Consider the following 19,780-nt stretch of genomic DNA (forward strand, 5'->3'; position numbering starts at 1 on the left):
CCGTTTTGTCCTGGCCTGCGGCGATGCACCTTGCAAAGGGGCCCCTCTATGGCATCGCCGCTTTCGCGCCGTTTCGCCTCACAGCGCCATGCGCCGGTCAGCCTGCTCCTGGCGCTGATCGCAATCAATCTACTCGTCTGGGCTTGGGCAATGGTCGCGTTTGCGGGACAACCGGCCCTGCTCGGCACGGCCCTGCTTGCCTACCTGTTCGGCTTGCGCCACGCTGTCGACGCTGACCACATCGCCGCCATCGATAACGTGGTGCGCAAGCTGGTGCAGCAGGGCCAGCGACCGTTCTCAGTTGGTTTTTTCTTCTCGACGGGCCATTCCACGCTGATCGTGCTGGCCGTGTTCATCCTGGTTACCGCCAGCTCCGCACTGGAATCCCGCCTCGGTGCCTTCAAAGAGACTGGTGGCGGAATCTCTACGGCTGTCTCAGCCCTCTTCCTGCTCGTCATTGCCCTTACCAACCTCCTCATCCTCGGCGGCGTGTGGAAACAATTCATCCGCGTCAGGAATGGCGAACCGATCAGTGCCGAGGAAATGGATGTGCTGACGTCCGGCAATGGCCTGCTGGCACGACTGTTTCGCCCGATGTTCCGGCTGGTGACCAGAAGCTGGCACATGTTCCCGCTTGGTTTTCTGTTCGGCCTCGGATTCGATACCGCAACGGAAATCGGCCTGTTTTCCGTCTCGGCCGCCCAGGCCCCCAAGGGCGTTCCGTTCTTGTCTGTGATGGTGTTTCCGGCGCTGTTCACAGCGGGCATGGCCCTGGTCGACACGCTCGACAGCATATTGATGGTCGGCGCCTACGGCTGGGCCTTCGTTAATCCGATGCGCAAGATCTGGTACAACTTCACGATCACGCTGACATCGGCGCTGATGGCATTTGTGATCGGCACCATCGAGGCGCTTGGCCTGCTGGCCAGCCGCCTGAATCTCAGCGAAGGGCCTTGGGCCTGGGTTTCCCTGCTCAACGGAAGACTGGCGGAATTCGGTTATCTGGCAATCGGTGTGTTCATCCTGAGCTGGGCCGTCTCGGCCGGCATCTACCGCTGGAAGGGCTACGACAGCGTGCCGACTGCACTCACGGGCAACCAGCAATGAGACGCCACGACAGACATGTGCTGATGTGTACCGGTCCGCGCTGCACCGAGAACGGTGCCACGGCCGAGGAAATGTTCAAGGTGCTTGGCCAGGCGATCGACGCGTGCGACGGGTTGCACGTCAAGCGAACCCGCAGCCACTGCTTTGCGGTCTGCAAACACGGCCCGATCATGGCTGTGTATCCGGACGGCATCTGGTATCGCAGTGTGGATGCCGCCGCCGTCCGCCGCATCGTCAGCGAACACCTGGCGGGTGGCTGTCCGGTCGAGCCGTTGATCTTCCATCGCCTTGGTGTCGGTGATGTCGAACCGGAGGCTGCGTCATGACGAGTGCCGCCGCTCCCCGCATCGTGTTGCTCAGTCATGCCGGCACCGACCTGACCGCGCTTGCTCGCGCCCGTGCCGCCCTTCCCGGTGATTTCGTCGCGCTTGACGCGGTGAACCTGCAGACCGTCGCCAGCGCCGAAAGCATGGACGCGCTGCTCGCGACCACCTTGCCCGAAGCGCGCGTAGTGCTGGTACGGTTGCTCGGCCGCGCACACGACGTGCCGGGCTTTGACGCGTTGCGCAAGGCCGCGCGGATGCACAACCAGGCCCTGATCGTCGTCAGCGGCACCGGAGAACCGGACCCTGAGCTGGCTGCGCTCTGCAACGTGCCTCCGGCCCTGCAGCATGAGGTCACCGCCTACCTCCAGGCCGGTGGCGTCGGCAATATGGCCCAGCTGTTGCGCTGCCTGTCCGACCGCCTGTTGATGACCGGCTTCGGCTACCAGCCACCGGCCGCGCTGCCCGAACACGGCATCTACCATCCCGCGCTGTCGGTGCAGGCCACGCTGGAAGATTGGGAATCGATCCGCAACCCGGAGTGGCCAACCGTCGGCATCACCTTTTACCGGGCGCACTGGCTCAGCGGGAACACCCGCTTCATCGATGTGCTGGTCGACATGCTGGCAGAACGGTGCCTCAATGCGCTGCCGGTCTATACCGCATCCCTTCGCACGCTGGACGGATCCGGCCTGCCAGCCGCACTGGGACTGTTTGTTGTCGACACCGCGTGCGCCATCGACGTGCTGATCAACACCACCTCGTTTGCCATGGGCGACGTGAGCACGGATGGCCCCACCCTGCCCGGCTGGTCCGTGGCGGCGCTCGGGCATTTCGGTATCCCGGTAGTCCAGGCCATCACCAGCAGCATGACGCAGGCGCAATGGCAGGCGTCCGAGCGGGGCCTCAATCCGCTCGACACTGCGATGAACGTGGCGCTGCCGGAGTTCGACGGACGCATCGTCAGCGTGCCGATGTCGTTCAAGCACGAACAGGGCGAGACCCACTACGAGCCATTGGCCGACCGGGTGCGGCGCGTGGCCGGCATTGCCGCGCGTCAGGTGGCACTGCGCCGCACGCCGCCGGCGCGCAAGCGCGTCGCTTTCATCTTCACCAACTCCAACAGCAAGGCATCGCAGATTGGCAATGCGGTCGGACTCGATGCGCCGGCTTCCCTGTTTGCCCTGCTGCATGTCATGCGGGCACAGGGGTACCACATCGAAGGCCTGCCGGAATCGAGCGATGCGCTGATCCATGATCTCATCGATCGTGGTGCCTACGACGAGGACTACCTTAGCGCGGACCAGCTTCGGCACGCCATCGCCACCGTTCCGGCAGAGCAATATGCAGCGTGGTTTGGCCAACTGCCAGCCGTGCTGCAGCAGAAGATGCGGGAGCGCTGGGGCGAGCCCCCCGGGAGCGCCTACGTGCATGAGGGCAAACTGGTGTTTGCCGGGCTCGGGTACGGCAACGCCTTTGTCGCGCTGCAGCCGCCGCGCGGCTACGGCCTGGATCCCGACGCGATCTACCACACCCCCGACCTGCCGCCCACGCATCACTATTACGCCTTGTATCGCTGGCTGCGCGACGACTGGCAGGCCGACGCCATCGTCCACGTCGGCAAGCATGGCACGCTGGAGTGGCTGCCAGGCAAGGGCGTCGGCGTCTCGGAACACTGTTTTCCGGATGCGCTGCTGGGCGACCTGCCGATGTTCTACCCGTTCATCCTGAACGATCCGGGCGAAGGTTCGCAGGCCAAGCGCCGGGCCCACTCGGTGATCGTCGACCACCTCACCCCGCCGATGACCAGCGCCGACACCTATGGGCCGCTGGCGCAGCTGACACAACTGGTCGACGAGTACTACCAGGTCGAGATGCTGGACCCGGCAAAACTGCCGCTGTTGCAGCAGCAAATCTGGGACCTGATCAAGGAGGCCCGGCTCGATACCGATCTGGCCGCGATGCTCGGTCATGATCACGACCATCACGGCAAGGATGATCACGCCCACGGTCCCGAGCACCGGCACGTGCCAGCCCATGAGCCAGAGGCCACTGCCGCCAGGTACCGGCCGCTGCCCGCCGGCAAGGCGGCAGGCGCTTCGACCTACCGGCCGATGCCGCCTGGGAAGAAAGGCCACCATCACGGCAGCCATGATCACCACCACCATGGCGCCGGTCACCACGACCACGACCACGACCAGGGTCATGGTCATGAAGATCACAGCCACGAGTGGGACGCCACGCTGAACGAAGACGGCGTGCCGCGATCGCTGGCCAGGATGGAGGGCGTTGACGTTGCCCACCTGATCGAGGACATCGACGGTTACCTGTGCGAACTGGGCGCGGCACAGATACGTGACGGCCTGCATATTCTCGGCAAGGTACCGGCAGACGCCGCACTGGTCGACATGGTATGCGCGCTGGTGCGCCTGCCCAACCTGGCAATTCCCGGCCTGCCGGCCGGCGTGGCCGCCGCGCTCGGCGCCGACTGGGCCGCACTGCAGGATGACAAGGGCCGCCGGCTGGACGCGGTGCCGGCGGCGCTTCAGCGTATCGCCGATCGCCCCCTTGTCACCCGCTCCGATGCGCTTGATGCCATCGCCGCCATCGGCCGGCAACTGGTAGCCAGACTGGCCGAATGCAGCTTCGACGTGGCCTCGGTCGACGCGGCGCTGGCCCATGTGCTGCCTGGCGTGGCCGGCCTCGATGCCGTCCGCGATACCCTCGCCTACGTCTGCGGCGAACTGGTGCCCAACCTCGCGCGCACCTCGGAAGAGATCGACAACCTTCTCAAGGGTCTGGCAGGTGGCTATGTGCCGGCCGGACCGAGCGGCGCGCCAACCCGCGGCATGGCGCACGTACTGCCGACCGGGCGCAATTTCTATTCGGTCGACCCGCGCAGCCTGCCCTCGCAGGCAGCCTGGCGGATCGGCACCGAACTGGCCAATGAGGTGCTGGCCCGCCATCGCAAGGAGACCGGTCAGTTGCCCGAGTCGGTCAGCATCAGCGTGTGGGGCACCAGCGCCATGCGCACCCACGGCGATGACATTGCGCAGATCCTCGCGCTGCTGGGTGTGCGGCCGCGCTGGCAGGCCGAAAGCCGGCGCGTCAACGGTGTCGAGGTAATCCCGCTCGCCGAGCTTGGCCGGCCGCGCATCGACGTGACGGTGCGCATCAGCGGATTTTTCCGCGATGCCTTCCCGCATCTGATTTACCTGGTGGACGAAGCGGTGCACACGGTCGCCAGGCTGGACGAATCGCCGGACCAGAATTTCCTGCGCAAACACTACCTGGCAGACCTCAAGGACCAGTTGTTCAGTCAGTTGCCGAGCGAAACTGCCGACCAGCGTGCGCTGTACCGGGTGTTCGGCTCCAAGCCAGGCACCTATGGCGCTGGCATTCTGCCGTTGATCAATGAGCAGAACTGGCAGGAGGACGCCGACTTTGCCACTGCCTACATCAATTGGGGCGGCTACGCCTATGGCCGCAGCGACAATGGCACAGATGCGCGCGCGGATTTCCGGCACCGGCTGTCGGGCGTCGAGGTGGCCCTGCACAATCAGGACAACCGCGAGCACGATATCTTCGACAGCGACGACTATCTGCAGTACCACGGCGGCATGATCGCCACCATCCGCAGTCTGACCGGCCGCCAGCCGCGCCACTACTTCGGCGACACCCATAACCCGGACAACCCGGCGGTACGTGGACTCAAGGAAGAGGTACTGCGCGTCTTCCGCTCGCGGGTTGCCAATCCAAAATGGATTTCCGGCATCCAGAAACACGGCTACAAGGGCGGGCTGGAGCTGACTGCCACGGTGGACTACCTGTTCGGCTACGATGCCACGGCTCATGCGGTGGACGACTGGGTGTACGAACAACTGGCTGAAACCTACGCCTTGGCACCGGCGATGCAGCAATTCTTTGCCGAAAGCAATCCGTGGGCATTGAATGCCATCACCGAACGGCTGCTGGAAGCAGCGCAGCGCCAGCTGTGGGCCGAGCCCAGGCCGGAAACCCTGGCCGCGCTGCAGGCGTTGCATCTCAGCAGCGAAGCGATGCTGGAAGCGCGCGGGGAGATGCAGAAACGATGAGATACCACTACCCGTTCGCCGCCATCGTCGGCCAGGAACCGCTCAAGCGCGCGCTTTTGCTGTGCGCGATCGACCCAACCCTCGGCGGCGCTCTCATCCGGGGCGACAAGGGCACCGCCAAGAGCACCGCCGCGCGCAGCCTCGCCGATGTGCTGCCGCCGATCACCCGCGTGGCCGGCTGCGCGTTCAATTGCGAACCGGATGCGCCGCTGGCCGAATGCGACGCCTGCCAGGGCGAGGCGCGCCACGCCGCCAGCGCACCGGTGCCATTCGTGAACCTGCCGCTCGGTGCGACAGAGGACCGTGTGCTTGGCAGCCTTGATTTCGAACGCGCCCTGAAGGATGGCAGGAAGGCCTTTCAGCCGGGCTTGCTGGCTGCCGCGCACCGCGGCCTGCTGTACGTCGACGAAGTCAACCTCCTTGCCGACCACCTGGTCGACATGCTGCTCGACGTGTCGGCGATGGGCCGCAACACGGTGGAACGCGAGGGCCTCGCGATCAGCCACCCTGCGCGCATCACCCTGCTCGGCACCATGAACCTGGAGGAAGGCGAGCTGCGCCCGCAACTGCTGGACCGCTTCGGCATGATGGTCGAGGTGACCGCACCGCGCGATCCGACCGTCCGCGCCGAGGTGGTGCGGCGCCGCCTCGCCTTCGAGGCCGACCCTGCCGGCTTCACCGCCGCCTGGCGGCCAGAGACCGATGCCTTGCGCGCGACGATTCGCGCCGCGCAGCAGCAGGTTGCCAGCGTCGTGCTTCCCGACTCGCTGCTCACCTTCATCAGCCAGCTCTGTTGCGAGTTCGAGGTAGCCAGCCTGCGCGCGGACATCGTGATGCACAAGGCGGCGCGTGCGCTTGCCGCGCTCGGCGGCCGGACCGTCGTCAGCGCCGAGGACGTGGGCGACGCGGCCCAACTGGTGCTGCCGCACCGCCGCCGGCGCAAGCCGTTCGAGCCGAGCGGCCTCGACCGCGAGCGTCTGGATGAATTGATGCAGCGGGTTGCCAGGCCGCCCCACCCCGGCGCCGGGCGAGACAGCGGGACGGCGGAATCCGCGCCCGCCGACGGCGGCGCCGATGAGAATGAAGCTGACGATACGATGCCGTCGGGCGGCGCATCCGAGCAGTTGTTCGCTGGCGCTGCAGCCGGCGAGATGGGTCGAATCGACGTGACCGCATTGCAAGCGCATGGCGCCAGCGGCAGGCGCAGCCGTGTAGCCGGAGCACCGCGCGGCCATTACGTCAACGCCGTGCCGAGCGAGGCACCCCGCCAGCTAGCGGTGGACGCAACGCTGCGTCACGCGCTGCTGCGCAACCCGACCGGTTTCAGCGTCACCCGTGCCGATTTGCATGAGAAGGTGCGTGTTGGCCATCAGGCGAGCCTGATCCTGCTGCTGGTGGACGCCTCCGGCTCGATGGCGGCACGCCGCCGCATGGAGGCGGTGAAGTCTTGCGTGCTTGGCCTGTTGCAGGACGCCTACCGGCGCCGGGACGAGGTCGCGGTCATTTGTTTTCGTGGCGAGCATGCCGAGCTGGTGCTGCCGCCGACCCGCCAGGTCGAGCAGGCCGAACTGGCACTGCGCGAGCTGCCGACCGGGGGCCGCACGCCTCTCGCGCATGCGCTGCATCTGGCGGCGTCCACGCTGGCGCACCAGGACGGGCCCACACCGCTCCTGGTGGTGCTCAGTGACGGACGAGCCAATATCGCACTGAACGAAGGCGCCGATCCATGGCAGGAATCGCTGGCAGCCGCCGCAGGCCTGGCCGCCCGCGGCACGCCGGCACTGGTCCTCGACACGGAACAGGATTTCGTGCGGCTTGGCCGCGCCCGGGAGCTCGCTCAGGCGCTGCGTGCCGATTACCTGCCGCTGGACCAGTTGAGCGGCGAGCACCTGCGATTGACCATCCGGGAAAGGCTGCCGCAATGAGCCGCCGGGGCAAGGCATACCTGATCGGCGCGGGTCCCGGCGACGTTGAGCTGTTGACGCTGAAGGCCGTGCGCTGCCTCCGGCACGCCGATGTGGTACTGATCGACGATCTGGCCAACCCGGAGGTGCTGCAGTTCGTGCCGCCTGATGCCGAGGTCATCCCGGTCGGCAAGCGCGGCGGTGGTGCCTCGACCGCGCAGGCCGACATCGAGCGCCGCATGCTGGACGAAGCCCTGGCAGGACGCTGCGTGGCCCGCGTCAAGGGCGGCGACCCCTTCGTCTTCGGCCGCGGTGGCGAGGAGATGCAGGCCCTGCTCGCCGCCGGCATCGAGGTTGAAGTGGTCAACGGCATCACTGCCGGCCTCGCGGTGCCGGCAACCCTGGGCATCCCCCTTACCCACCGTGATCATGTCCATGGGGCGATGTTTGTCTCCGGCCACACCCACAAGGGCGACGGGCCGGACTGGCACTTGCTTGCCCGCAGCGGCATGACGCTGGTGATCTACATGGGCATGACCAACCTCTCACACATCAGCGCGCAATTGCAACGGGCCATGCCACCCGACACCCCGGCAGCCGCGATCCAGGATGGCACCCGGCCTGAACAGCGCCAGGTCGTGACTACGCTGGCGCGCATCGCCGACGACGTGGCGGCGGCCGGGCTCGGCAGCCCGGCACTCCTGGTGATCGGCCCGACCGTCGGCCTGGCCAGGCACTTGCCGGGCCGTTCGCGCGCCAGCACCCAAACATAAGGAAACGCCATGATCATTTGCATCGGTGCCGGCCCCGGCGACATCGGCTACCTGCCGCAACGCTCGGCGGAGCTGATCCGCCATGCCGACGTCGTCGCCGGATTCAACGCCGTGGTCGAAGTCGTGCAGACTCTGATCCCCGAAGCCGCGGAAGTCGTGCGGATGGGCTACCGCGACCAGGTCGCCCAGCTCGACAGGGTGGCGAAGCTGCACCACGCCGGCAAGAAATGCGTGGTCGTGTTCATGGGCGACATCCACTTCAGCGGTTTCCAGTACCTGGAGCGGGTCGAACGGGCCTGCGGGCACCCGGTCGACACCATCCCCGGCATTTCCTCGGCGCAAATCCTGGCTTCGCGCGCTAAAGTGTGCTTTGACGAAACCACCTTCATCACCTTTCACCGCCGCGGCGACCTGACCCCGTTCAAGCGCCACCTCGTGCATGTGCTCGAGGATCAGCGCAATGCCATCGTGATCCCCTGTCCGTGGGACGAGGCACGCTCTTTCATGCCGTGGCATATCGCCGCCTACCTGCTGGAGAACGGCATCCCGGCCGGGCAGCCGGTGGAAGTGTGGGAACATCTCACACGAGGCGACGCGCAATGGTGCGGAACCCTGGCCGAGTGTGCGAATCAGCGATTTTCCGACATGAGCATCATGCTGATTCGCTCCCTGAGCCCCATCCCGAGTCAGATCGAACCGCCGCCGGAGGCGCAATGACCGCGGTGACCGATTACGCCATCGTCCTGGCCGGACATGGCAGCCGCGACCCGGACGGCGTCAACGAGTTCACGGCGCTGGTCGAGCTGCTGCGTGAGCGCGCCAACGGCCGCACCGTCGCGCATGGCTTCCTCGAGTTCGCCACGCCCACCCTCGACCAGGCGGTCAACGCAGTCATTGCCAATGGTGCGCGACGGGTGGTGATGGTGCCCGGAGTGCTGCTCGCCGCCACGCACGCCAAGAACGACATGCCAAGCGAGCTGCTGGCACTCAGGCAGGCCCATCCCGGCATCGACTTCCATTTTGGCGCGGCGATGGATCTGCACCCCAGGCTGCTGCAACTGTGCCGCGAGCGCATCATCGAAGCGGAGGCGCGTTCCGGCAAGACCGTGGCGCGCGCCGACACATGCCTGGTCGTTGTCGGGCGCGGCACCTCGGATCCCGATGCCAATTCCGAAATTTCGAAGCTGACGCGCATGCTGGAAGAAGGCCTGGGGTTCGGCACCTCCTTCGTCTGCTATTCCGGCACCGCTAGGCCGCTTGTGGCCGACGGCCTGAAGGCAGCAGCGCTGCTTGACCACAAACGCATCGTGGTACTGCCGTACTTTCTGTTCGACGGCGTGCTGGTCAAGCGCATCTACGCCGCGGTGGACGACCTGGCGGCACGCAACCCCGGCATCGAGGTGCTCAAGGCGGGCTATCTCGGCGCGCACCCGCACGTGGCCGATGTGTTCCTGGAGCGCGCCGCCGAAGGCGTCGAAGGCCGCGCCACGATGAATTGCGCGCTGTGCAAGTACCGGGTACAGATTGTCGGCTTCGAGGAGCAGGTCGGCACGCCGCAGCAGGCGCACCACGGCCTTGTGCGCGGCCTCCTGGGCCGCGACGACGCTGCCCCGCCGCCGGTTGCCGAATGGCCGCCCTATGTGCCGCACCCGATCGAAGCCGAGAGCATGCGTATCATCGACGAGGGGCGCGACTGGTCCGGCGTGCCGGACGATCACCAGATCGTGCTCAAGCGCCTGGTCCATACCAGCGGCGACTTCGATATCGTCGATGACCTGTATTTCTCGCCTGGCGCCGTGGCGACCGGCATTCGCGCGCTGTTGCGTTGCCGCCGCGTGGTCGCCGACGTCACCATGGTCCAGACGGGACTCAAACGCGCAGTGCTCGACCAGCTGGGTGTGCAGACATGGTGTGGCGTGCATGACGAGGAGACCCGCTTGCTGGCGGAGGCGCATGGAATCACCCGTTCCGCCGCCGGGATTCGCCGCGCCTGGCAGAAATTCGGCAATGACGTGGTCGTGGCGATCGGCGATGCGCCGACCGCGATCATGGAACTGGTCCGGCTGGTGCGCGAACACGGCTGGCGCCCGCAGTTGGTAGTGGGACTGCCGGTCGGCTTCGTCGGCACTCGCGAATGCAAGGACGAATTGCGCCGGCTGCTGCAAGTGCCGCGCATCACCAACCGCGGCACGCGCGGCGGCTCGCCATGGGCGGCATCGGCGATCAATGCGCTGATGATCGCGGCCATCGAGCAGGTTTACCGCCAGAACCAGATGCAGTGACAAGCGTGCCGCTCCGCCGCCCCTTCGATCTTGCCACGCCGGCGCCCAATGGCCTGCGCCGTGGCCGCACGACAGGCAGTTGCGCCACCGCCGCGGTGAAGGCCGCACTGCTGTTGCTGCTGCGTGGCGAGGTGGCCGGCGAAGTCGAGGTCAGCCTGCCGGATCCGGACTATTACCTCGAGGTACCCGTTGAGAAAGTGGAACGGCTGGCAAACGGCGCGGTGCGAGCCGAGGTGAAAAAATATGGCGGCGACGACCCGGACAGTACCGACGGGGCGACGATCTTCGCCGAGGTGACGGTCAATCACCGCGGCGAGGTCAGCTTTCTTGCGGCAGAGGGCGTGGGCACCGTCACGCAGCCTGGCCTGCGCGTGCCGCCGGGGGAAGCGGCGATCAACCCGGTGCCGCGGCAAATGATGCAGATGGCGGTCGACGAGGTATTGAACGGTTCCGCCAACCCGGGATTCGATCTCGCCATCGGCTGCATCGATGGCGAGAAGATCGCGAGGCGCACCTTCAACCCGGTGCTCGGGATCGTGGGAGGCATCTCGATCCTCGGTACCAGCGGCATCGTCGAACCCATGTCACTTGCGGCATGGATGGCGTCGATCGAGGTATACATCCGCGTTGCGCTGGGCGAGCAGCCGGATGCGATCGCCTTCACCCCCGGCAAGATCGGCCGGGGATTTGCCGCGGACACGCTGGCATTGCCCAAGAAGCAGGTGGTGCAGATCGCCAACTTCGTCGGCACTTCCCTCGACTACACGCAGCAGGCGCTGGAAGAAGTGCAAGCGCGCCTGGGAACGCTATGGGTGCTCGGGCACCCCGGCAAGCTGGCCAAGCTGCTCGATGGCGTGTGGGATACGCACTCGAGCAAGAGCGGCATGGCGATGAACTCCGTCGCTGCCGTCGCTGCTGAACTCGGCTTCGCCAGCGGGCTTGTCGAACTGATAGAGAAAGCCAACACTGTGGAAAATATCGTAGAGATCTTGCGCAACAAAGCGGGCGCCCAGGCGTTCTGGACCGACATAGAACGGCGGCTCGCCGCATTGATGCAGCCCAGGGTGCCCAGCGTCGACCGCGTGGCGGTGCGCCTGTTCGCCATGGACGGCACACCGCTGGGAGAGGCCGCGTGAGCGCCCCCGGCCGTTTCGTCGGCATCGGCGTCGGCCCGGGTCCGGCAGGGCTGATCCCGGTCGCGGCACTGGCTGCATTGCGCGACGCCGATCTCATCTACTTGCCGCGAGCGCGCAGCAGCGAGACCTCGGTCGCGCGCCAGTGCCTGGCCGGGCTTGCGATTCCGGAAGCGAAGTTCCGCGAGATCGCGTTCCAGATGGACCCGGACCGCAGCGTGCTCTCGGAACATTATGGCGAGCTGGCGGAAGCGGTCGCCACCGAATTACGCCAGGGGCGCAATGTCGCCTACCTGACCATCGGCGACTCGATGACGTATTCGACCTACGGCTACCTGCTCGCGGCCTTGCGCGACAAGCTGCCCGGTTTGCACCACACCACGTTCCCGGGCGTTACCAGCTTTGCCGCGACCGCGTCGGCACTGTCATGGCCGCTGGGCGAGGGCAAGGAACGGATCCTGATACTGCCCTGCCCCGATGACATGGCCACCCTGCGCGCTGACATCGAGGACCACGACATCGTGGTGCTGATGAAGATCGGCGCACGCCTGCCCGCAGTGTTGCAACTTCTGAACGAGCTGGGCATCGCCGGGCACTGCGCTTTTGCGCGCCGCATCGGCCTGCCCGGCGAGCTGCTATGCCTGGATGTGTCGCAATTGGACGCCGACGCGAGCGGCTACCTCGCAACGATGCTGATCCGCCGCACCGCCAGGGAGAAACGTCACCCATGAAAGTCTATTTCATCGGCGCCGGCCCCGGCGCCGCCGACCTGATCACGCTGCGTGGCAGCCGCATCCTCGGCAGCGTGCCGATGGTGCTGTATGCGGGCTCGCTGGTGCCGACCGAAATGCTGCGGCACTGCCGGCCGGAAGCCGAAACGTTCGATACCGCCGAGTTGTCGCTCGATGAGCAGGAAGCGCTTTATCGCCGCGCGCAGCTTGAGGGCAAGGACGTGGCTCGGCTCCATTCCGGCGACCCGTCCATCTACGGCGCCACCGCGGAGCAGATGCGCCGGCTGGAGAAGCTCGGCATCGCCTACGAAATCATACCCGGCGTGTCGTCGTTCACCGCCGCCGCCGCCGCGCTCGGTAGCGAGCTCACCCGGCCGCAGGTGTCGCAGTCGGTCATCCTGACCCGGGTGTCGGGCCGCGCCTCGGCGGTGCCGGAACTCGAATCGATCCTGCGCTTCGCCGAACACCAGGCAACCATGTGCATCTTCCTGTCCGGCCAGCGCCTGAAGCAGACCGTGGCCGACCTGCTGGTGCACTACCCTGCCGACACGCCGGTGGCACTGGTGCGCCGCGCAAGCTGGCCAGACCAGGCGATTCATCGCAGCACACTGGGGGCGCTGATGGGCGAGGTGCAGAACAAGGACTGGCTGCTCACCACGCTGCTGCTGGTCGGTCACGCGCTGTCGTGCGAAGGTGGCGTGGAATCCAGCCTCTATGCGGCCGACTTCACCCACATCTTCCGCGATGGCAGCGACCGCAAGACACGGCGGCGCCCACGCAAGGGCGCGGCCGCGAAGGACGCCGCATGAAGCCGATCGCAGTCTGGCTGACACGCCGCGACGCGCTGCCACTTGGGCACAGGCTGGCCGCCGGGCTCGACGCGGACTTGTACCAGCCGTGGCTGAATGCAGGCGAGACCCCGCGCGAGCTGTTCCGCCGCCAGTTCCGGCTGCACCGGCAGTGGGTCATGGTGACGGCAGCCGGTATTGCCGCGCGCTACCTTGACGGCTTGCCGGAGAGCAAGCACCAGGATCCCGCCGTCGTGGTGCTCGACGAAGCGGCGCGCTTCGCCATACCGCTATTGAGTGGACACGAGGGTGGCGCCAATGCGCTCGCCTATGCCGTCGCCAGGCTTACCGGCGCCACGCCGGCCGTCACCACGGCGACGGAAGCGCTCCGGCCATTGACGCTTGGCATTGGCTGCCGGCGTGGCAAAACGGCTGACGCGATCGAGCAGGCGGTGACCAGTGCGCTGGGCCATCGCACTTTGGCCGAAGTGCGCGAGATCGCGACGATCGACCTCAAGGCCGACGAGGCGGGGCTGCTGGAATTCTGCACGCGCCATCAGTTGCCGTTGCGCGTGATTGCGCGCGCCGACATCGCCGCCCGTGCATGGCTGGGCCAGCCGTCTGCCTGGGTGCAGCAGCAGGTCGGCGTCGACGGCGTGTGCGAACCGTGCGCCCTCATCGCCAGCCCGCGCGGGCAACTGATCGTCCCCAAGACCGCTCTCGACGGCGTCACCGTTGCGGTCGTCGAAGACAGGATGACCCAACTTGAACAGGACTGACCCAACCATGACCGGCAAACTCTACCTGGTCTCCGTCGGCCCGGGCACTCGCGAGCTGATCCCGCCGATGGTGAAAGCCGCGCTCGAAGCCAGCGAGGTGATCGTGGCTTACGATCTCTACCTGACCTGGATCCAACCCTGGATTGCAGGCAAGGATATCCGCACGCTGCCGCTGACACAGGAGCGCGACCGCGCGCAGCTTGCCATCGAGCAGGCCCGCGCAGGCAAGACCGTGGCGCTGATCTCCAGCGGAGATATCGGCATCTATGCCATGGCCGCGCTCGCATTCGAGGACATGGCGGAAGACGACCGATACGATGTGCAGCTGATCCCCGGCATCACCTCGGCCAACGCCTGTGCGTCCTTGCTCGGCTCGCCGCTGTCGCACGACTTCGCCACGCTGAGCTTGTCCGACCTGCTCTGCCCATGGGAGTGGATCGAAACACGTGCGCGCCACATCGCCCAGGCTGACCTTGCCGCCGTTTTCTACAACGTGCAGAGCAGGCAGCGTCAGGAGGGCGTCTACCGGATTCTCGACATCATGCTCGAGCACAAGCGCCCCGAGACCTTGTGCGGCGTCGTGCGCAACGCCTACCGCGAAAACCAGGCCGTGGAAATCATGACGCTGGCCGAGCTGCGCGCGCGCCGCTTCGACATGCTGACCACCCTCGTGATCGGCAACCGTTTCACCAGACGCAAGCGCGGCTGGATCTATACCCCGCGCGGCTATGGCAACTGGGAAGACGCGCCGGACACCGTTACCGCCGCCGGTCTGCCCGCCAGGGCGGTCTGGGTGTTCTCCGGCACCAGTGACGGCAATGCCCTGGCACGGGAGATCGCCGCGGCGGGCCACGCCATCGTCGTCTCGAGTGCCAGCGAATACGGGGCCGAGCAGGTCGGCAAAACCTGCCCCGGTGCCGCGGTGATCGCCGGCCGCCTCGGCATCGAGCGCCGGCGCGAACTGCTGCGCGAGAGCCGCGCGTGCGCCATCGTCGATGCGACCCATCCTTACGCCACCGGGATATCGCTGCAGCTGATTGCGCTCGCCCGGGAGCTCGCCCTGCCCTACCTGCGCTATGAACGTCCGCGTGCCACGGGCCAGCAGCCCGCACCGCACGTGGCATCGATGGAAGAGGCCGCGCAGCTGGCCATGCGGCTTGGAAAGCGTATCTTCCTCGCCACCGGCTCCAAGGACCTCGCGAGCTTTGTCCAGGCCGAAGGTGCCGCAGCGCACCAGTGGTTCGTGCGTCTTGCGCCGGACCCGCAGCACCTGCAGCGCGCGATCGGCGCCGGCATCCCGCGCGCGCACCTCGTGGCCATGCAGGGGCCCTTCTCCCAGATGGCCAACGAGACGCTGTGGCGCGAGTGGGAGATCGACTGCGTCGTCACCAAGGATTCGGGCGACGCCGGCGGCTACCGCGCGAAAGCCGCCGCCGCCGCGGCACTCGGCATTCCGCTGATCGTCATCGATCGTCCCTGCATCGACTATCCGGCCCAGGCCACCGACTTTGCCGCGGTGCTGGGCGCATTGCCGAGGTTGCCAGCATGAGCCTGCCGCGCATTCCCGTCACTGTCATCACCGGCTTTCTCGGCGCCGGCAAGACCACGCTGCTGTCGAACCTGATGCGTGATTGCAGGCAGCGCCGCCTGGCAATCCTGGTCAACGAATTCGGCGAAGTCTCGATCGACGGCGCGCTGCTGCGCGCAGAGGGTGGCGAAGTCGAAATCCACGACCTGGCCAATGGCCTGGTGGCCTATGACGACGACGAGGACTTTCTGCCCACCATGCTGGCGCTATGGCAGCGCCGCGCCCTGATCGACCACGTACTGATCGAGACCTCCGGCCTTGCGCTGCCGAGTGCGGTGATGGAGCAACTCCAGGGTGAGGCGCTCGCGCCGTGTTTTGTTCTCGATGCCACGCTGGCTGTCGTCGACACTCCGCTCCTGCTGTCGGGCGGCTTCGGCCAGGCTACTGCCAGCGAGGACCAGGCAATCGGAAAATCGGTGGCCAGCCTGTTCGAGCAGCAACTGGCCAATGCCGATATCGTGGTATTGAACAAGATCGATGCCCTTGGCGACGCGGCCATGCTGCAGGCGGAAGCGCGCGTGCGCGAACTCGCGCCCTCGGTCCGTTTCATCGAGCTCGCCTACAAGGCGAAGCTCGACACCCGTCTGACGCTGGGACTGCATCTGCACGAGCCGGCCAATACCGAGCACCGTCACTACGGCCCCGTGGCGAGCATGCCGGGGCTGAAGATGCGCCCGCTCGCAAACCAGCGCCTGTTCGACGGCCACAGCCACGGCAGCCTGGGTGCGCACAGCCATGGCCTCGCTACGCACAAGCATTTCCACGAGCAGGATCCGGGCTGGCTGTCGTTCATGCTTCGCAGCCAGGACGCCCAGGACCCGGAGTCGCTGCGCCAAGCCATTGCCGCCATCGCACGCAATGAACCGCTCCTGCGCATCAAAGGTTTCGCGCCGCCGCGCAACGGCAACGGCCGGCTGCTCGTGCAGGGCGTACGCAGCCGGATCGAACTGCGGCACGAAGCCGACGCCGCACGGGCACGGCACGCACAACTCGTCTTCATCGGCTACCACCCGAGCCGCACGCGCGTTATCGAGCAGTTAAGCCGGTTGACGGGAACGACCTGGCGCTGAGTGGAAGACCAAGGGAAGGAATCCATCATGCAGCAAGCCAAGACCCGCTCGTGCCCCGCGCTGTTTCTGACTGCGCCGGCCTCGCACCAGGGCAAGACCACACTGACGGCCGGCCTCGCGCGCCATCATCGTAACCAGGGACGCACCGTTCGCGTATTCAAGACGGGGCCGGACTTTCTCGACCCCTGCATCCTCGAACGCGCATCGGGCAACCCGGTGTACTCGCTCGACCTGTGGATGACCGGCGCAGCCGACTGTCGCCGGCGGCTGCACGATGCCGCTGCCGACGCGGACCTGATCCTGATCGAGGGCAGCATGGGGCTGTTCGACGGCACGCCGTCGAGTGCCGACCTCGCCGCCGCTTTCGGCGTACCGGTGCTGGCCGTCATTGACGCAAGCGGCATGGCACAGACCTTCGCCGCGGTGGCACAAGGGCTGTCGACCTTCCGGCCAGGCCTGGCGTTTTATGGCGTCGTCGCCAACGGTGTCGCCAGTACCCGCCACGCGGAATTGCTGTGTGAGCTGCTGCCGTCGTCGCTGCGCTGCGTCGGGACCGTCATGCGTGACGAGGCAATGACGCTGCCCGAGCGTCATCTTGGCCTGGTCCAGGCGCAGGAGATCGGCGACCTGGAGCAGCGCATCGAAACGGCTGCGGCGCGCATCGCTGTGACGGCGCTGACCGACCTGCCGCCGCCGGTCGTATTCGCACCTGCGACGCAGGCACCCATACCGCGGCTGCTGGCCGACACCAGGATCGCCGTGGCCCGGGACCAGGCCTTCTCCTTCATTTACCCGGCCAATCTGGAACTGCTCATTGCGTTGGGGGCCGATATTGCGTTCTTCTCGCCGCTGGCCAATGATCCGCTGCCGGTCGCTGACGCGGTCTACCTGCCCGGCGGCTACCCGGAACTGCATCTCGACACGCTCAGCGCAAGCGGCGTAACCAAGGCGACGCTGCACGCACACGTTGCCGCCAGCAGGCCTCTCTTTGCCGAGTGCGGCGGCATGCTTTACCTGCTGGACTCGCTCACCGACCTCGCTGGCGCGACTGCCCCGCTGCTCGGGCTCCTGCCCGGGCGCGCCACGCTGCAAGGCCGGCTTGCCGGGCTGGGCCTGCAGTCGGTCGAACTCGAGGGCGAAACGCTGCGCGGCCACACCTTCCACTATTCGAGCCTGCAGACTTCGCTTGCTCCTCATACCCATGCCCGCCGCGCCAGTGGCACGGCCAGGGGCGAAGCGGTCTATCGCCACGGCAGCATTGTGGCAAGCTATCTGCATTGCTACTTCCCCTCCAACCCCGGCGCCACCGCCAGGCTATTCAAGCCATGAACCCGTCTCGTTACAGCGACAGCGAAATTGCGGCTGTCTATCGCGTTATCCGCGAGCGCCGCGATATGCGCCACTTCCGGCCGGACCCGCTCGACCCCGCGGTGCTGGAGCGCTTGTTGCAGGCTGCGCATCTCGGCCCAAGCGTCGGCTTCATGCAACCCTGGCGCTTCATCCGCATCACCGACCGGAGCCTGAGAGCGCAACTGCACGCGCTGGTCGATGCTGAACGCCGGCGTACCGCCGTGGCATTGGGCAAGCGGCAGGACGAGTTCATGCGACTCAAGGTGGAAGGGATCCTGGATTGCGGCGAAGTACTGGTGGCAGCCCTGATGGACGGACGCGAGCACCATATCTTTGGCCGGCGAACCATGCCCGACATGGATCTCGCTTCGGTGGCCTGCGCCATCCAGAACCTCTGGCTTGCCGCGCGCGCGGAAGGGATCGGCATGGGCTGGGTTTCTTTGTTCGACCCCGAACAGCTTGGTCAGCTGCTGCGCCTGCCGCCAGGTGCCAGGCCGGTGGCTGTGCTGTGCCTCGGCCAGGTTGACAGCTTCTACGAGAAACCGATGCTGGAACAGGAAGGCTGGGCCGCACGGCAATCACTGAACGAACTGGTGTTCGAGAATGGCTGGGCCCACAACAGCCCTGCGGACTCCAACCGCTCGCGCTAATTGAGAGGATTGAGCTTGATTGGCATGCAAGCCTGCCGGGCCACACACGCGGTCCGGAGAATACTGACCGCTCTCAACACGTTCCGCAAAGGAACCGGGTGGCCCAAGGCCGCACACAAGTCGTCATCACGACGATTTCCGTAACAGCGTTATGCTCCGCCCGCCCGCGGAGGCGCAGTCGGTTGGCGCACGCCGCGCGTCGCCCGGCTTTCCTTGGGGCTGCAACCAAATTGCGCGTGATACCAGCGCGAGAAACCGCTCGGCGCGGAAAATCCGAGTAGCGTCGCCACTTCGGTCAACGGACGATCGCTCTCGATGACATGACGCACGGCGAGTTCCGTGCGGATGTCGTTCACGATCGACGAGAAGCTCTGTCCTTCTTCCGCCAGCCGGCGCTGGACCGTACGGCATACCACGCCCAGGTGCTCGGCCACCTGCTCGATGCTGCAGCGCCCGCTGGGCAACAGCAGCACAATGATGCGCCGCACGTCTTCAAGCATTGTCGCTTGCTGCGACATGGCAGATGCGTCGATCAGCTGCTGTGTGTAGCGCACCATGGCCGGATCCGCAAACGGGTTGCGTGCATCGAGATCGGACTTCGCGCAGATGATGCAGTTGAAGTCGTAGTCGAACTCGACGCGCGGGCCAAAGAACCGCAGGTGCGTACTCAGGTCGCGCGGCGCCGGGTGCTCGAAGCATACGCGCCGCGGCTCCCAGTCGGGCTTGAGGAGTTGACGTATCAGGCGCACCATCACCCCCAGCGCCAGTTCAACCCTTTGGCGCGTGGGCTGATGCGCGCTGCCAGCCATGACCGCCTCGCGAATAATGACCAGTTCGCCGCATTCCTCGACCGCCAGTGACAGCGCCCCGTTGAGCAACGCCTGGTAGCGCATCAGCATGTGGAGCGAGTCGCGCAGCGTCGCCTGGTCGCGGATCAGCAAGCCCACCGCCCCAAGATTGGACAGCAGGCGCGATTCGGCCATGCACAGCCCGAAACTCTCATTGCCTGACATGCTCGCGGACGCCTGGAGCAGTCGGCCGACACGCTCCACCGGAATCATCAGGTCCGGCTCGCGCAGTATGCTCGGACTTAAGCCCGCATCAAGAAGCATCCGCACCGGGTCCAGTCCGGCTGCACGAGCGACCTCGCTGTAGTTGGTGAGGGCCGCGGCGCGGACAAGTGACGACATTTGGGGACGGAATCGAAC

Annotated in this window: 16 protein-coding genes; 15 read left to right on the plus strand and 1 reads right to left on the minus strand. The window is 66.3% G+C overall.

The features are described 5' to 3' along the window. The first annotated feature begins 48 nt into the window (after positions 1–48). From ACREYQ_RS24620 to bluB, 15 genes are read left to right on the plus strand one after another with little or no spacing between them, the layout of a single operon-like run. A complete protein-coding gene (locus ACREYQ_RS24620) occupies positions 49–1,107 on the plus strand; it encodes a HoxN/HupN/NixA family nickel/cobalt transporter (RefSeq protein ID WP_432260606.1) in 1,059 nt (352 codons plus the stop codon). Next, complete coding sequence (locus ACREYQ_RS24625) at positions 1,104–1,433, plus strand: (2Fe-2S) ferredoxin domain-containing protein (protein ID WP_432260607.1); 330 nt, start codon at positions 1,104–1,106, stop codon at positions 1,431–1,433. The genes ACREYQ_RS24620 and ACREYQ_RS24625 overlap by 4 nt, the downstream gene beginning before the upstream one ends. After that, entirely contained in the window at positions 1,430–5,524 is a 4,095-nt protein-coding gene (locus tag ACREYQ_RS24630) for a cobaltochelatase subunit CobN (protein ID WP_432260608.1), read from the plus strand. The genes ACREYQ_RS24625 and ACREYQ_RS24630 overlap by 4 nt, the downstream gene beginning before the upstream one ends. After that, a complete protein-coding gene (locus ACREYQ_RS24635; protein ID WP_432260609.1) occupies positions 5,521–7,449 on the plus strand; it encodes a putative cobaltochelatase in 1,929 nt (642 codons plus the stop codon). The genes ACREYQ_RS24630 and ACREYQ_RS24635 overlap by 4 nt, the downstream gene beginning before the upstream one ends. Continuing rightward, on the plus strand, positions 7,446–8,201 hold the full coding sequence (gene cobA, locus ACREYQ_RS24640) for a uroporphyrinogen-III C-methyltransferase (RefSeq protein WP_432260610.1): 756 nt from the start codon (positions 7,446–7,448) through the stop codon (positions 8,199–8,201). Before ACREYQ_RS24635 ends, cobA begins: the two co-directional genes overlap by 4 nt. 9 nt (positions 8,202–8,210) lie before the next feature. Further along, positions 8,211–8,918: a cobalt-precorrin-7 (C(5))-methyltransferase gene (locus ACREYQ_RS24645; protein WP_432260611.1), complete on the plus strand. Its 708-nt coding sequence runs from the start codon at positions 8,211–8,213 to the stop codon at positions 8,916–8,918. Then, complete coding sequence (locus tag ACREYQ_RS24650) at positions 8,915–10,483, plus strand: precorrin-8X methylmutase (RefSeq protein WP_432260612.1); 1,569 nt, start codon at positions 8,915–8,917, stop codon at positions 10,481–10,483. The genes ACREYQ_RS24645 and ACREYQ_RS24650 overlap by 4 nt, the downstream gene beginning before the upstream one ends. Positions 10,484–10,488: 5 nt before the next feature. Beyond that, positions 10,489–11,619 (plus strand): cobalt-precorrin-5B (C(1))-methyltransferase CbiD, encoded by a 1,131-nt coding sequence (cbiD, locus tag ACREYQ_RS24655; RefSeq protein WP_432260613.1) that lies wholly within the window; start codon positions 10,489–10,491, stop codon positions 11,617–11,619. After that, entirely contained in the window at positions 11,616–12,347 is a 732-nt protein-coding gene (cobI, locus tag ACREYQ_RS24660) for a precorrin-2 C(20)-methyltransferase (protein ID WP_432260614.1), read from the plus strand. Before cbiD ends, cobI begins: the two co-directional genes overlap by 4 nt. Continuing rightward, complete coding sequence (cobM, locus tag ACREYQ_RS24665; protein ID WP_432260615.1) at positions 12,344–13,156, plus strand: precorrin-4 C(11)-methyltransferase; 813 nt, start codon at positions 12,344–12,346, stop codon at positions 13,154–13,156. The genes cobI and cobM overlap by 4 nt, the downstream gene beginning before the upstream one ends. Next, positions 13,153–13,914: a cobalamin biosynthesis protein gene (locus ACREYQ_RS24670; RefSeq protein ID WP_432260616.1), complete on the plus strand. Its 762-nt coding sequence runs from the start codon at positions 13,153–13,155 to the stop codon at positions 13,912–13,914. The genes cobM and ACREYQ_RS24670 overlap by 4 nt, the downstream gene beginning before the upstream one ends. Positions 13,915–13,921: 7 nt before the next feature. Then, complete coding sequence (gene cobJ, locus ACREYQ_RS24675) at positions 13,922–15,463, plus strand: precorrin-3B C(17)-methyltransferase (RefSeq protein WP_432260617.1); 1,542 nt, start codon at positions 13,922–13,924, stop codon at positions 15,461–15,463. Further along, positions 15,460–16,572, plus strand: coding sequence for a CobW family GTP-binding protein (locus ACREYQ_RS24680; protein ID WP_432260618.1), 1,113 nt, complete (start codon positions 15,460–15,462; stop codon positions 16,570–16,572). The genes cobJ and ACREYQ_RS24680 overlap by 4 nt, the downstream gene beginning before the upstream one ends. A gap of 27 nt (positions 16,573–16,599) precedes the next feature. Next, positions 16,600–17,901: a cobyrinate a,c-diamide synthase gene (locus tag ACREYQ_RS24685; protein WP_432260619.1), complete on the plus strand. Its 1,302-nt coding sequence runs from the start codon at positions 16,600–16,602 to the stop codon at positions 17,899–17,901. Beyond that, entirely contained in the window at positions 17,898–18,572 is a 675-nt protein-coding gene (bluB, locus tag ACREYQ_RS24690) for a 5,6-dimethylbenzimidazole synthase (RefSeq protein ID WP_432260620.1), read from the plus strand. The genes ACREYQ_RS24685 and bluB overlap by 4 nt, the downstream gene beginning before the upstream one ends. Before the next feature lie 149 nt (positions 18,573–18,721). On the opposite strand, the gene ACREYQ_RS24695 is transcribed toward bluB, so the two are convergent. Then, complete coding sequence (locus tag ACREYQ_RS24695) at positions 18,722–19,762, minus strand: AraC family transcriptional regulator (protein WP_432260621.1); 1,041 nt, start codon at positions 19,760–19,762, stop codon at positions 18,722–18,724. Between the last annotated feature and the right edge of the window lie 18 nt (positions 19,763–19,780).

Source organism: Cupriavidus sp. TMH.W2 (assembly GCF_050847365.1).
Classification (GTDB): Bacteria; Pseudomonadota; Gammaproteobacteria; order Burkholderiales; family Burkholderiaceae; genus Cupriavidus.

Bases quoted from the DNA above. Each gene is read 5' to 3' on its own strand.
- ACREYQ_RS24620 (WP_432260606.1), top strand. From the start codon at position 49: ATGGCATCGCCGCTTTCGCGCCGTTTCGCCTCACAGCGCCATGCGCCG.
- ACREYQ_RS24625 (WP_432260607.1), top strand. From the start codon at position 1,104: ATGAGACGCCACGACAGACATGTGCTGATGTGTACCGGTCCGCGCTGC.
- ACREYQ_RS24630 (WP_432260608.1), top strand. From the start codon at position 1,430: ATGACGAGTGCCGCCGCTCCCCGCATCGTGTTGCTCAGTCATGCCGGC.
- ACREYQ_RS24635 (WP_432260609.1), top strand. From the start codon at position 5,521: ATGAGATACCACTACCCGTTCGCCGCCATCGTCGGCCAGGAACCGCTC.
- cobA (WP_432260610.1), top strand. From the start codon at position 7,446: ATGAGCCGCCGGGGCAAGGCATACCTGATCGGCGCGGGTCCCGGCGAC.
- ACREYQ_RS24645 (WP_432260611.1), top strand. From the start codon at position 8,211: ATGATCATTTGCATCGGTGCCGGCCCCGGCGACATCGGCTACCTGCCG.
- ACREYQ_RS24650 (WP_432260612.1), top strand. From the start codon at position 8,915: ATGACCGCGGTGACCGATTACGCCATCGTCCTGGCCGGACATGGCAGC.
- cobM (WP_432260615.1), top strand. From the start codon at position 12,344: ATGAAAGTCTATTTCATCGGCGCCGGCCCCGGCGCCGCCGACCTGATC.
- ACREYQ_RS24670 (WP_432260616.1), top strand. From the start codon at position 13,153: ATGAAGCCGATCGCAGTCTGGCTGACACGCCGCGACGCGCTGCCACTT.
- cobJ (WP_432260617.1), top strand. From the start codon at position 13,922: ATGACCGGCAAACTCTACCTGGTCTCCGTCGGCCCGGGCACTCGCGAG.
- ACREYQ_RS24680 (WP_432260618.1), top strand. From the start codon at position 15,460: ATGAGCCTGCCGCGCATTCCCGTCACTGTCATCACCGGCTTTCTCGGC.
- ACREYQ_RS24685 (WP_432260619.1), top strand. From the start codon at position 16,600: ATGCAGCAAGCCAAGACCCGCTCGTGCCCCGCGCTGTTTCTGACTGCG.
- bluB (WP_432260620.1), top strand. From the start codon at position 17,898: ATGAACCCGTCTCGTTACAGCGACAGCGAAATTGCGGCTGTCTATCGC.
- ACREYQ_RS24695 (WP_432260621.1), bottom strand. From the start codon at position 19,762: ATGTCGTCACTTGTCCGCGCCGCGGCCCTCACCAACTACAGCGAGGTC.